Annotated in this window: 8 protein-coding genes; 1 reads left to right on the top strand and 7 read right to left on the bottom strand. The window is 73.1% G+C overall.

The window, feature by feature from the left end; translation table 11 throughout:
• Window positions 1-36: 36 nt before the first annotated feature.
• From HUT19_RS23530 to HUT19_RS23505, 6 genes are all read right to left on the bottom strand, one after another.
• The gene (locus HUT19_RS23530) at window positions 37-1,176 is read right to left on the bottom strand and encodes an acyl-CoA dehydrogenase family protein (RefSeq protein WP_176182358.1); all 1,140 of its coding nucleotides are present in this window, start codon (window positions 1,174-1,176) and stop codon (window positions 37-39) included.
• Between the two features lie 194 nt (window positions 1,177-1,370).
• On the bottom strand, window positions 1,371-3,479 hold the full coding sequence (locus tag HUT19_RS23525) for a biotin carboxylase N-terminal domain-containing protein (RefSeq protein ID WP_176182357.1): 2,109 nt from the start codon (window positions 3,477-3,479) through the stop codon (window positions 1,371-1,373).
• A 5-nt stretch (window positions 3,480-3,484) separates the two neighbouring features.
• Entirely contained in the window at window positions 3,485-5,080 is a 1,596-nt protein-coding gene (locus HUT19_RS23520) for an acyl-CoA carboxylase subunit beta (RefSeq protein WP_176182356.1), read from the bottom strand.
• The gene (locus HUT19_RS23515; protein WP_176182355.1) at window positions 5,077-6,774 is read right to left on the bottom strand and encodes an acyclic terpene utilization AtuA family protein; all 1,698 of its coding nucleotides are present in this window, start codon (window positions 6,772-6,774) and stop codon (window positions 5,077-5,079) included. The genes HUT19_RS23520 and HUT19_RS23515 overlap by 4 nt, the downstream gene beginning before the upstream one ends.
• On the bottom strand, window positions 6,771-7,565 hold the full coding sequence (locus HUT19_RS23510; protein ID WP_176182354.1) for a TIGR03084 family metal-binding protein: 795 nt from the start codon (window positions 7,563-7,565) through the stop codon (window positions 6,771-6,773). The genes HUT19_RS23515 and HUT19_RS23510 overlap by 4 nt, the downstream gene beginning before the upstream one ends.
• 166 nt (window positions 7,566-7,731) lie before the next feature.
• The gene (locus tag HUT19_RS23505) at window positions 7,732-10,569 is read right to left on the bottom strand and encodes an FAD-binding and (Fe-S)-binding domain-containing protein (RefSeq protein WP_176182353.1); all 2,838 of its coding nucleotides are present in this window, start codon (window positions 10,567-10,569) and stop codon (window positions 7,732-7,734) included.
• Between the two features lie 222 nt (window positions 10,570-10,791).
• Between HUT19_RS23505 and serC the strand changes: the two genes are divergently transcribed.
• The gene (gene serC / locus HUT19_RS23500; RefSeq protein ID WP_176182352.1) at window positions 10,792-11,910 is read left to right on the top strand and encodes a phosphoserine transaminase; all 1,119 of its coding nucleotides are present in this window, start codon (window positions 10,792-10,794) and stop codon (window positions 11,908-11,910) included.
• An 87-nt stretch (window positions 11,911-11,997) separates the two neighbouring features.
• Here the strand turns inward: serC and HUT19_RS23495 are convergent, their stop codons facing one another.
• Entirely contained in the window at window positions 11,998-12,999 is a 1,002-nt protein-coding gene (locus tag HUT19_RS23495; RefSeq protein WP_176182351.1) for a hypothetical protein, read from the bottom strand.
• Window positions 13,000-13,061: the final 62 nt, after the last annotated feature.

Below are 13,061 nucleotides of genomic sequence, written 5' to 3'. Positions count from 1 at the left end.
CTGCCCAACTCGCCGCCGATGCGTGCCCATTCGAACTCAGTACGATTTCGGCAGCCCCAGCGTCTGGTGCGAGACGAAGTTGAGGATCATCTCCCGGCTCACCGGCGCGATCCTCGCCACCCGCGACGCCGTGATCAGCCGCGCCAGCCCGTACTCGGTGCTCAGCCCGTTGCCGCCGAGCGTGTGCACCGACTGGTCCACCGCCTTCACCGCGGCCTCGGCGGCCGCGTACTTCGCCATGTTCGCCGCCTCCCCCGCGGCCGCGTCATCGCCGCTGTCGTACAGAAACGCCGCCTTCGCCGTCATCAGCCGGGCGAGCTCCAGCTCGATGTGCGCCTGCGCCAGCGGATGGGCGATCGCCTGGTGCGCGCCGATCGGCTCCTTCCACACCTGGCGGGTACGGGCGTAGTCCACCGCCTTCGCCAGCGCGAAGCGGCCCATCCCCAGCGCGAACGCCGCGGTCATGATCCGCTCCGGGTTCAGCCCCGCGAACAGCTGGAGCAGCCCCGCGTCCTCGTCCCCCACCAGCGCGTCCGCCGACAGCCGGACGTCGTCCAGCACCAGTTCGAACTGTCGCTCGTCCGAGGCGAGTTCCATCGGGATGTGGTGGTACGTGAAACCGGGCGTCTCCCGCGGGACGATGAACAGACACGGCTTCAGCTTCCCTGTCCGCGCGTCCTCGGTCCTGCCCACGATCAGTGTGGCGTCGGCGGTGTCCACCCCGGTGATGAACACCTTGCGGCCGGTGAGCACCCAGTCGTCGCCGTCGCGGCGGGCGGTGGTGGTGATGCGGTGCGAGTTCGAGCCCGCGTCGGGCTCGGTGATCCCGAACGCCATCCGTACGCTGCCGTCGGCCAGGCCGGGCAGCCAGCGGCGCTTCTGCTCCTCGGTGCCGAAGCGGGCGATGACCGTGCCGCAGATGGCGGGCGAGACGACGAGCAGCAGGAGCGGGCACCCGGCGGCGCCCAACTCCTCCAGGACGATGGACAGCTCGGCTATGCCGCCGCCTCCGCCGCCGTACTCCCCGGGGAGGTTGACCCCGAGGTAGCCCAGCTTTCCGGCCTCTTTCCACAGCTCGCCGATGTCGCCGCGGTGGCCCTGGCCGAGGGCGGCGACGGCGGCGCGGAGATCGGCGCGTTCGGGGGTGTCGGTGGGGGTGTGGGTGCTGGTGGTCATGTGCGACTCCTCCTCGTGGGTGCTGCTGCCGTGGGGTTGCGGTGCGTCGTCACGGGGCGGGGCCGGGGCCGCCGGGGCGGCGCCCTGGACCGGATATGTACGGCCGCCGTGCCCGGAGAAGTCGGGTGAGCCCCAGATCGGCGCCACGCATATCCGAAAGCGTCCAGGACACCACCCCCTGCGACCCCGTCCCCTCAGGTGCGCTCGTCCTCCGCCGCCACCACCGCGAGCAGGGTGCCGACCTCGACCTGACGGCCGGTGGCCACATGCAGCGCGGTGAGACTTCCGGCGACGGGTGCGGTGATGCGGTGCTCCATCTTCATGGCCTCCAGCCACAGCAGCGGCTGTCCGGCCTCGACCCGGTCGCCCACGGCCACCTCGGCGACCCGGATCACCGTGCCCGGCATGGGCGCCAGCAGTGAGCCCGGTTCGGTACGGGCGGTGGGGTCGGGGAAGCGCGGCAGGGCGGTGAAGGCAAAGGATCCGAGGGGTGAGTCGACGTACACCCGGGCGCCGTACGCGGATATGCCGAACGTCCGCCGGATGCCGTCGACTTCGAGGACCACCCGGTGCGGGTCGGCGTGCAGGAGCTGGGTGTCCGGGAAGTCATCCGCCACCAGACCGTCGCGGGTGAGCCGGTAGCGGACCTCGTGCTCGGTGCCGTCCGGCTCGCAGCGGTAGGTCTTGACCTGCGGCTGGGAGGGGACGTTCCGCCATCCGCCCAGTCGCCCGGCGACGGACCGGGGCCGGTTGGCGGCGTCGCCGAGTGCGGCGGCCAGGGCGGCCAGAGGGGCGCCTTCCACATCAGGGACGGTCAGCTCGTCGAGATACCGCTCGAGAAAACCGGTGTCCATCCGCTCCGCGATGAACTCCGGGTGGCGCAGGGCCCGTACGAGCAACTCCCGGTTGGTCACCGGACCATGGATGGAGGCACGCTCCAGCTCGTGCGCCAGCCGCCGCAGCGCCTCCGCGCGGGTGGGCGCCCAGGCGATGACCTTGGCCAGCATCGGGTCGTAGTGGACGCCGATCTCGTCGCCGTCCACGATCCCGGAGTCGATACGCAGTCCCGGCGGAGAGCCGCCGACGAGACGGGAGGGGCCGGGGTCGCAGGGGTGGTGTCCTGGACGCTGTCGTATATTTGTGGCGCCAATCTGGGGTTCACCAGACTTCTCGGAGGGCCGGCGCCAAAAATATACGGTCCAGGGCGCCGCCCCGGAGGCCCCGGAACCGGACCCGCCCCCACCCCCCGGCGCACCCCCCGCAAACGCGAACCGCCGCATCACACCCGTCTGCGGCTGCCACCCCCGCCCCGGGTCCTCCGCGTACAGCCGGGCCTCGACCGCGTGCCCGCGCGCCTCCGGGGCGGCTCCGAGCCGCTCGCCCTCCGCGACCCGCAGTTGCAGCGCCACCAAGTCCAGTCCGTAGATCTCCTCCGTCACCGGGTGCTCCACCTGGAGCCGGGTGTTCATCTCCAGGAAGTACGCCCGCTCCCCCGAGACCAGGAACTCGACGGTGCCCGCGCCCGCGTACCCGATACTGCGCGCCGCGTTCGCCGCCGACTCGTGCAAGACGGTGCGCAGCGCGTCGCTCAGCCCCGGCGCGGGAGCCTCCTCGATGACCTTCTGGTGGCGGCGCTGGAGGGAGCAGTCACGGGTGCCGAGGGTCCACACCGTGCCGTGGGTGTCGGCGAGGACCTGGACCTCCACATGGCGGGCGCCCTCCAGGTAGGGCTCGACGAAGACCTCGCCGTCCCCGAAGGCCGAGGCCGCCTCCGCGCGGGCGGAGTCGAGTTCGGCGGGGAGCGCGTCGAGGTCGCGGACCACCCGCATACCGCGGCCGCCGCCGCCCGCCGCCGCCTTGACGAGCAAGGGGAGATCGGCGGCGGTGACCCGGTCGGGGTCGGCGGGGGCGAGGAGGGGTACGCCGGCCTCGCGCATCAGCTGCTTGGCGCGGGTCTTGGAGGCCATGGCCGCCATCGCGGCGGGCGGTGGCCCGACCCAGACGAGTCCGGCGTCCGTGACCGCGCGGGCGAAGTCGGCGTGTTCGGAGAGGAAGCCGTAGCCGGGGTGGACGGCGTCGGCACCGGCGGCGAGGGCGGCTTTGACGATGAGGTCGCCGCGCAGATACGTGTCGGCGGGCGCGTCGCCCGGCAGCCGTACGGCGGCGTCGGCCTCGTGGACGTGCGCGGCGGTGGCGTCGGCGTCGGAGTGCACGGCGACGGTGGCGATGCCGAGTTCACGGCAGGTGCGGACGATGCGGCGGGCGATTTCGCCGCGGTTGGCGACCAGGAGAGAGCGGATCATTTTCCTCACATCCGGAAGACGCCGAAGCCGCGTGCGCCTTCGACCGGTGCGGTGTGGATGGCGGACAGGCAGAGGCCGAGGACGGTGCGGGTGTCGCGGGGGTCGATGACGCCGTCGTCGTAGAGCCGCCCGGAGAGGAACATGGGCAGGGACTCGGACTCGATCTGCTGCTCGACCATGGCGCGCAGCCCGGCGTCGGCCTCTTCGTCGTAGGGCTGCCCCTTGGCGGCGGCGGACTGGCGGGCGACGATGGACAGGACGCCCGCGAGCTGCTGCGGCCCCATGACGGCGGATTTGGCGCTGGGCCAGGCGAAGAGGAAGCGGGGGTCGTAGGCGCGGCCGCACATGCCGTAGTGGCCGGCGCCGTAGGAGGCGCCGATGAGGACGGACAGGTGGGGGACGCGGGAGTTGGAGACCGCGTTGATCATCATGGCGCCGTGTTTGATGATCCCGCCCTGTTCGTATGCGCGGCCGACCATGTAGCCGGTGGTGTTGTGCAGGAAGAGCAGCGGGATGTCGCGCTGGTTGGCGAGCTGGATGAACTGGGCGGCCTTCTGGGACTCCTCGCTGAACAGCACGCCCTGGGCGTTGGCGAGGATGCCGAGGGGGTAGCCGTGGAGGGTGGCCCAGCCGGTGGCGAGGCTGGTGCCGTAGCGGGGCTTGAACTCGTCGAAGTCGGAACCGTCGACGATCCGGGCGATGACCTCGCGGGGGTCGAAGGGGATCTTGAGGTCGCCGGGGACGATGCCGAGGAGTTCGTCGGGGTCGTATGCGGGGGGTTCGGCGGGGCCCGGGTCGGGGTGGGCCTTGCGCCAGTTGAGACGGGCGATGACGCGGCGGGCCTGGCGCAGGGAGTCGGGTTCGTCGGTGGCGAAGTAGTCGGCGAGTCCGGAGGCGCGGGCGTGCATATCGGCGCCGCCGAGGGATTCGTCGTCGCTCTCCTCACCGGTGGCCATCTTGACCAGGGGCGGGCCACCGAGGAAGACCTTGGAGCGCTCCTTGACCATGATCACGTGGTCGGACATGCCGGGGATGTACGCGCCTCCGGCGGTGGAGTTGCCGAAGACCACGGAGACGGTGGGGATTCCGGCGGCGGAGAGCCGGGTGAGGTCGCGGAAGAGCGCGCCGCCGGGGATGAAGATCTCCTTCTGGCTGGGGAGATCGGCGCCGCCGGACTCGACGAGGCTGACCACGGGGAGCCGGTTGACGTGGGCGATCTCGTGGGCGCGCAGGGACTTCTTGAGGGTCCACGGGTTGCTGGCGCCGCCGCGCACGGTGGGGTCGTTGGCGCTGATCACGCACTCCACACCGGAGATCACGCCGATGCCGGTGACGAGGGAGGCGCCGACGGGGTAGTCGCTGCCCCAGGCGGCGAGCGGGGAGAGTTCGAGGAAGGGGGTGTCGGGGTCGAGGAGGAGCTCGATGCGCTCGCGGGCGAGGCGTTTGCCGCGCTTGCGGTGGCGGGCGAGGTATTTCTCACCGCCTCCGGCGAGCGCTTTGGCGTGCTCGGCGTCGAGGTCGCCGAGTTTGGCGAGCATCGCCGCACGGTGGGCCGTGTAGTCGGCGCCGCCGGGGTCGAGCGCGGACGCGAGCACGGTCACAGAAGTACCTCCGGTATGTCCAGGTGGCGTGAGCGCAGCCATTCGCCGACGGCTTTGGCCTGCGGGTCGAAGCGGGCCTGGGCGGCGACGCCTTCGCCGAGCAGTCCGTCCACCGTGAAGTTCAGGGCGTGCAGGTTGGGCAGGGCGTGGCGGGTGACGGGCAGGTGGGCCGTCTCCGGGAGCAGGGTGCGCAGCCGGTCGGCGGTGAGGGTGTGGGCCAGCCAGCGCCAGGCGTCCTCGGTGCGGGTCCAGACGCCGATGTTGGCGCTGCCGCCCTTGTCGCCGCTGCGGGCCCCGGCGACGAGGCCGAGGGGGGCGCGCCGGGTGGGGCCCGGGGGGAGCGGGGGCGGCGGGGGCGGTTCCGCGACGGGGCCGAGGGGCCGGCTGCCGGGGGCCGGGGGGACGGCGGCCCGGGTGCCGTCGGGGAGGACGGCGGTGTGCGGTACGGCGCCGGCGGGGATCACGGCCGCCTCGAACACGCCGTAGGGGGAGCCTTTTCCGGGCGGCGCGGTGACGTGGAAGCCGGGGTAGCCGGCGAGGGCCAGTTCGACGGCGGCGGAGCTGACCGCGCGGCCGACGGTCTCGGGGTCCCGGTCGCGGACGACGAGCCGCAGCAGGGCGCTGGCCTCTTCCTGTCCGGCCGCGTCCGGGTGGTCGGTACGGGCCAGGGTCCAGCGCACCTCGGCGGGACGGCAGCGGGCGAGCGCGGCGTCCATCTGGCTCTGTACGAGCGCGGCCTTGGCCTCGATGTCGAGGCCGGTGAGGACGAACTCCACCTCGTTGCGGTGGCCGCCGAGCCGGGTCAGCCCGGTTTTGAGGGTCGGGGGCGGTGCCTCGCCGCGTACGCCGTGGACGCGTACCCGGTCGGGGCCGTCGGGGGTGAGCCGGACGGAGTCGAGGCGGGCGGTGACGTCGGGGCCGGGGTAGCGGGCGCCCGCGGTCTCGTAGAGGAGCTGGGCGGTGACCGTGCCGGTGGTGACGGCGCCGCCGGTGCCCGGGTGTTTGGTGATCACGCAGGAGCCGTCGGCGGCGATCTCCGCGAGCGGGAAGCCGGGGCGGCGGACGTCGTGTTCGGTGAAGAACGCGTAGTTGCCGCCGGTCGCCTGGGTACCGCACTCCAGGATGTGCCCGGCGACGACGGCTCCGGCCAGGGCGTCCCAGTCGTCCGCCGCCCAGCCGAAGTGGGCGGCGGCGGGCCCGGTGACGAGGGCGGCGTCGGTGACGCGTCCGGTGACCACGACCTCCGCGCCGCCTTCGAGACAGGCGGCGATCCCGGCGCCGCCCAGATAGGCGTTGGCGGTGAGCACGCCGGGGCCCCAGTCGCGGGCGGTGAGCAGATCGTCGCCCTCGACGTGGCCGACGCGGACGGCGATGCCCAGCTTGTCGGCGAGGGCGCGGATGTCGTCGGCCAGTCCGGCCGGGTTGAGCCCGCCCGCGTTGGTGACCAGCCGTACGCCGTGCTGGACCGCGAGGCCGAGGGTGTTCTCCAACTGCCGCAGGAAGGTGGTGGCGTAGCCGCGGCCGGGGTTCTTCATCCGGTCCCGGCCGAGGATGAGCATGGTCAGCTCGGCGAGGTAGTCGCCGGTGAGGACATCCAGCGGGCCGCCGGTGAGCATCTCGTGGACGGCGTCGAAGCGGTCGCCGTAGAAGCCGGAGGCGTTGCCGATGCGCAGCGGGGCGGGTGCGGCGGTCATGCGGCACCCCCGCCCGGCAGTCGGCCCTTTCCGGGTGGTCCGGCGAACGCCTGGGCGATGTCCAGCCAGTGGTCGGCGTCCGGCCCGTGGGCGGTGACGGCCACATCGGCGCGGTGGGCGCGCTGGGTGACCAGCAGACAGAAACCGAGGGCGTCCCCGGTCACCCGCTGGGCCGCGTCCTCGGGCCCGTAGGTCCACAGGCCGCCGTCGGGGGCGGTGAGTTCGACCCGGAACTCCTCGGCGGGCGGCTCCAGACCGCGCGCGGCGTACGCGTAGCCGCGGGCCCGTACCCCGATCAGAGCCACATGGCGCAGCCGGGCGGTGGGGGCGCGCCGTACGCCGAGTGCGTCGGCGACGTCCTGGCCGTGGGCCCAGGTCTCCATCAGCCGTCCGGTGGCCATGGACTTCACGCTCATCGGCGGCCCGTACCAGGGCAGCCGGGCGCCCGGCGGTGCCTCGGCGAGCGTCCGGCACAGCCGCTCGCGCCCGTCCCGCCAGCGGCGCAGCAGTTCCGCGGGCGGCAGCGTGGCGCCCCGCTCGGCGCCCTCGTCCACAAATCCGCCCGGTGCCGCCCGTGCCTTGCGCACCTCCGCCGCGAACCCCTCCGGATCGAGCGCGGACTGTGCGGCGCGTTCGTCGGTCCAGGCGAGATGGGCGATCTGGTGGGCGACGGTCCACCCGGGCGCGGGGGTCGGGGTCCGCCACCCGGTGTCGTCGAGCCCGGCCACCAGGCCGTCCACCTCGTCCCCCTCGGCGCGCAGATCGCCGAGCAGGGCTTCCGTATCGGACACGCGTGGCTCCGTCCTCGGGGGTGTCGTGCGGGCGTTGGGGGTGAGCGTGGCAGCACCGAGAGAAACAATCAAGCATGCTTGCATGATTTTCAGCCGGATGAGGGCGGGGACAGCGACGGCCCCGCCGGGCCCGGGTGGGGCGGCGGGGCCGTGCCGGGGCGGGCGGTCAGGGCAGGTGCTCGGCCAGGACCTCGGCGAGGTGGCGGGCCGGGCGGTCGGCCAGTTGGTCGAGCTGGGTGCGGCAGGAGAAGCCGTCGGCCAGGACCTCGGCGGTGTCCCCGGCGGCCCGCACCGACGGCAGCAGCTGCTCCTCGGCGCAGGTCACCGAGATGTCGTAATGACCCGCCTCGAAGCCGAAGTTGCCCGCCAGGCCGCAGCAGCCGCCGCTCAGTTCCCCGGTCAGCCCGGCGCGTTCGCGCAAACGGCGCTCGGCGGCGTCGCCGAGGACGGCGTGCTGGTGGCAGTGGGTCTGGCCGACCACCGGGCGGTCGACCACGGGGGGTCGCCAGTCCGGGGCGTGGTCCTCCAGGGCCTGGGCGAAGGTGGTGACGGAGTCCGCGAGCCGGGCGGCTCGCGGATCGGAGCCGAGGAGTTCGGGCAGATCGGTGCGGAGGGCGGCGGTGCAGCTGGGTTCGAGGCCGACCACCGGGAGCCCGGCGTCCAGGGCTGGGGCCAGCACGTCCAGGGTGCGGCGCATCACCGTGCGGGCGCGGTCGAGCTGACCGGTGGAGACCCAGGTCAGCCCGCAGCACACGGGCTTGGGCGGTACCACCACCCGCAGCCCGGCCGCCTCCAGCACGGCGACCGAGGCCCGGCCGACCGACGGGGAGAGATAGTTGGTGAAGGTGTCCGGCCACAGCACCACGGTCCGGCCGGTGTTCGGGCGCGGTGCCGGCCGCGACCCCGCCGCCGCCCGTACGCGATCGCGCCACCAGCGGGTGAAGGGCTCCTTCGGCAGCACGGGGAGGTTCCGTTCCGGCGCGATACCGCCCGCCCGCTTGGCCAGGGCGGCCAGCGGGGCCACCCCGGAGGCCGCGTTGGCCACCGGGGCGGCGCGCAGCAGGGACGCCGCGCGAAGCCACACCGGCAGCCAGCCCATCGAGTAGTGCGCGGCGGGCCGCACCCGTCCCGCGTAGTGGTGGTGCAGGAACTCCGCCTTGTATGTGGCCATGTCCACCCCGACCGGGCAGTCGCTGCGGCAGCCCTTGCAGGACAGGCACAGGTCGAGCGCGTCGTGCACCTCCCGCGAGCGCCAGCCGTCGCGCACCACCTCGCCCGCGAGCATCTCGTGCAGCAGCCGTGCGCGGCCGCGGGTGGAGTGCCGCTCCTCCCCCGTCGCCCGGTACGACGGGCACATCACGCCCGCGCCGGACACCGACTCGTTGCGGCATTTGGCGACGCCGACGCAGCGCCGCACGGCGGCCGAGAAGTCGCCGCCGTCGTGCGGATAGCCGAACTCGACATCGACCGGGCGGCGCGGCAGGGAGTCGAAGCGCAGGTCCTGGTCGAGGCGGCGGGGGCGGGCGAGGACGCCGGGGTTCAGCCCGTCCGCCGGGTCCCACAGGTCCTTGAAGCGGGAGAAGAGGCCGACCATCTCCTCGCCGTACATCCGCGGCAGCAGCTCGGCCCGCGCCAGCCCGTCGCCGTGCTCGCCGGAGAGCGAACCGCCGTGGGTGACGACGAGGTCGGCGAGGTCGGTGGAGAAGTCGCGGAAGACCCGCACTCCGGCCTCGCTCATCAGGTCGAAGTCGATCCGGACGTGGATGCAGCCGTCGCCGAAATGTCCGTATGGCGTACCGCGCAGCCCGTGCTCGCCCATCAGCGCCCGGAAGTCGCGCAGATAGGCGCCGAGCCGGGCGGGCGGGACGGCGCAGTCCTCCCAGCCCGGCCATGCCTCGCTGCCGTCGGGCATCCGGGTGGCGGTCCCGGAGGCGTCCTCGCGCACCCGCCACAGCGCGCGCTGCCCGGCCGGGTCGGCGACGACGGTGTGGTCGGTGGTGGCGTCCCCGGCGGCGCGGGCGATCTCCTCGGCGCGGGCGTACGCCTCCTCCCGCGACCCGCCGCCGACCTCCACGAACAGCCAGGCGCCGCCCTTGGGCAGTCCGGACGCCCCGGCCACCAGGTCGGCGGCCATGCCCTCGACGGTCAGCGGCCCGTACGGCAGCAGGGTGTGCGCGGCCTCGGCCGCCGCGCTCTCGTCGGGGTAGCCGAGCACGGCCAGCGCGCGGGCGCGGGGTGCCTCGACGAGCCGGACGGTGGCCTCGGTCAGCACTCCGAGGGTGCCCTCGCTGCCGGTGAGGGCGCGGGCCACATCGGCGTTCTTCTCGGGCAGCAGTTCGTCGAGCGCGTAGCCGGAGATCCGGCGGGGCAGTTCGGGGAAGCCGGTGCGCAAACGCGCCAGGTTCTCTCCGGCCAGCGACCGCATCCCGTCGCGCAGCCGGGCGGGCAGTCCGTCCAGGCCCTGGGCGGCGCGCACCCGCTCGCCGCCGTAGGTGAGGACGTCCAGCGCGTGCACGTTGTCGGCGGTGGTGCCCCAGGCCACCGAGTGGGAGCCGCAGGAGTTGTTGCCGATCATGCCGCCGAGGGTGCAGCGGCTGTGGGTGGACGGGTCGGGGCCGAAGGTCAGTCCGTGGGCGGAGGCGGCCGTGCGCAGATCGTCGAGGATCACCCCGGGCTGGACGACGGCGGTCCGCGCCTCCGGATCCAGTGCGAGGATGCCCCGCATATGGCGGGTGAAGTCCAGGACGACGCCGAGCCCGGTCGCCTGCCCGGCGATCGAGGTGCCGGCGCCGCGGGCCACCACCGGCACTCCGCGCTCCCGGCAGGCGGCCAGCACCGCCGCCACATCGTCCGCGTCCCGGGGCGCGACGACTCCGGCGGGCACCCGCCGGTAGTTCGACGCGTCCATGGTCATCAGTGCCCGGCTCGCCGTGTCGAACGAGACATCCCCGCTGACGGCTCGCCGCAAAGCACGCTCCAGTTCGCCTGCCTCGTGATCAGCCATGCCCCCATGGTCCACGCCGGGGGCCCCGAAGAGAATGTCCAATTCCGATCGGATGCTCGTCCGTTCGGGGAGCGGCGCCATGGCCCGGCACCCCGGCGTCAACGGCATGTGGACGGATGCGTCAACAGGGGAGGGACAGCGGCGTCAACAAGATGTGGACAGACCGTCTCATTCGCTGGACGGCAGGCCGGAGCGGGGGCGCCGACGGACTAGGCTGCGGTCGTGGCTGAGATCCGGATTCCCGCTGACATCAAGCCCGCCGACGGTCGCTTCGGCTCGGGCCCCTCCAAGGTGCGCACCGAGGCGCTCAGCGCCCTGGCCGCCACCGGCACCTCCCTCCTGGGTACCTCCCACCGCCAGCCCCCGGTCAAGAACCTGGTCGGGAAGGTGCGCGACGGGGTGCGCGAGCTGTTCCAGCTCCCCGAGGGGTACGAGGTCGTCCTCGGCAACGGCGGCTCCACCGCGTTCTGGGACATCGCGACGCACGGTCTGATCGACTCCAAGTCCCAGCACCTGTCCTTCGGCGAGTTCTCCTCGAAGTTCGCGAAGGCCGCGAAGCTGGCACCGTGGCTGGGCGACCCCACCGTGATCTCCTCCGACCCCGGCACCCACCCGGAGGCCGAGGCCGAGGCCGGGGTGGACGTCTACGCCTTCACCCACAACGAGACCTCGACCGGTGTCGCCATGCCGATCCGTCGAGTGGCCGGTGCCGACGAGGGCTCGCTGGTGCTGGTCGACGCGACGTCCGGGGCGGGCGGTCTGCCGGTCGACATCGCCGAGACGGACGTCTACTACTTCGCCCCGCAGAAGTCCTTCGCCGCCGACGGTGGTCTGTGGCTCGGGATCTTCTCGCCCGCCGCGCTGGAGCGCGCCGCCCGGATCCACGGGTCCGGCCGCCATGTGCCGGAGTTCTTCTCGCTGCCGACCGCGATCGACAACTCGCTGAAGAACCAGACGTACAACACCCCGGCGCTGGCCACGCTCTTCCTGCTCAACGACCAGCTGGAGTGGATCAACGGCCAGGGCGGCCTGGACTGGGCGGTGCGGCGCACCGCGACCTCCTCGCGCGCGCTGTACGGCTGGGCCGAGGAGTCCAAGTTCGCCACCCCGTTCGTGACCGACCCGGCCAAGCGGTCGCAGGTGGTCGGCACGATCGACTTCAACGAGGACATCGACGCCGCCGCGGTCGCCAAGGCGCTGCGGGCCAACGGCATCGTGGACACCGAGCCGTACCGCAAGCTGGGCCGCAACCAGCTGCGGGTGGCGATGTTCCCGGCGGTGGACCCGGCCGATGTCGAGGCGCTGACCGCCTGCGTGGACTACGTCATCGAGCAGCTCTGAGGCGTATCCGCCCGTTCGACGGGGAAACCGGGAAAAGGGGTCCGCGGCCGCTCCGGCGGCCGCGGACCCCTTTTCCGGTAGCGCGTCTCAGCGACGGCGGAACAGCCTGCGCGCCCCGAGGAGCAGCACCAGCGCCCCGCCGAAGGTGAGCGCGACCTTCATCAGCGTCCGGTCCTTGTCGTCCTCGCTGCGCTCGGCATGGCTGCCGGCCGTGCCGCCGCCGTTCCGCTTCTGCTCCTTGGCGGTCGCGTCGGGCAGCAGCTCCCCGTCCAGGGCCTCGGCGCTCACCCGGGAGTACCGGCCCTCCGTGCCGTACATGAGGGTGCCGCCGTCGGGGCTGAAGGTGACGGACTCGCCCTGCCGCTGGAGCGGCAGCCCCGGCTCCTCCTCGAGCTCCTTGGGCTTTCCGCCCCGCCAGCGGTATTCGGCGGCCGTGAAGTAGCCGCGGAGCACCAGCCTGCTGCCGTCCGGGGCGAAGGCTCCGTCGGTGACCTCCATGTCGATGGGCGCGATACGGCGGAAGACGTTCACACCGGAGGGCGAGAGGGTGTCCGGCCCCTCGTACAGCCCGCCGTTCTCGTCGCTCTTGCTGGCGATGTACACCTTGCCGGTCTTCGGATGGACCATCATCGCCTCGGCGTTGCGCGGCCCGCCCTGGTACTGGACGGTGAACTGGGTGGCCTTCACCGTCATGTCGCGCAGCTTCCTGGGCTCGGGGAAGCGGTAGATCCACACATGGGGCCACTGTCCGCCGAGGTTGTCGCCGATGTCGCCGACGTAGACATTGCCGTCCGGCCCGACCGAGACGGCCTCGACGTCCCGCGGTTTGCCGATCCCGCGCATCGCGATCCGGGCGACCGTCTTCCCCGTCCTGCTGTCGACGGCGTAGACGTACGGGCCGTCCGAGCTGTCGTTGTGCGTCCAGTAGACGCCGGGGTGGGCCCGGCTCGCGGCGAGCCCGCTGGACTCGGCGATCCGGGGGTCCTTGATCTGGAAGGACGACGGTGACGAGTCGTCGGCCGTGGCGGGAGCGGCGGCGGGCAGGGCCAGCAGCACGGCGGCACCGATGAGAGACGGAAGCGGACGCATGGGCCCAAGCCTGCCATCCCGCCGGGGCGCGCAGGGCCCGGAACCGGACCGCACCGGGGGCA

Source organism: Streptomyces sp. NA02950 (assembly GCF_013364155.1).
GTDB lineage: Bacteria > Actinomycetota > Actinomycetes > Streptomycetales > Streptomycetaceae > Streptomyces.
The sequence above is the reverse complement of the archived record's forward strand: the minus strand, read 5'-3'. Positions and strand labels throughout refer to the sequence as shown.

Excerpts from the sequence above, each read along its gene's own strand:
- HUT19_RS23530 (WP_176182358.1), bottom strand. The coding sequence starts at position 1,176 with ATGACCACCAGCACCCACACCCCCACCGACACCCCCGAACGCGCCGAT.
- HUT19_RS23525 (WP_176182357.1), bottom strand. The coding sequence starts at position 3,479 with ATGATCCGCTCTCTCCTGGTCGCCAACCGCGGCGAAATCGCCCGCCGC.
- HUT19_RS23515 (WP_176182355.1), bottom strand. The coding sequence starts at position 6,774 with ATGACCGCCGCACCCGCCCCGCTGCGCATCGGCAACGCCTCCGGCTTC.
- HUT19_RS23505 (WP_176182353.1), bottom strand. The coding sequence starts at position 10,569 with ATGGCTGATCACGAGGCAGGCGAACTGGAGCGTGCTTTGCGGCGAGCC.
- HUT19_RS23495 (WP_176182351.1), bottom strand. The coding sequence starts at position 12,999 with ATGCGTCCGCTTCCGTCTCTCATCGGTGCCGCCGTGCTGCTGGCCCTG.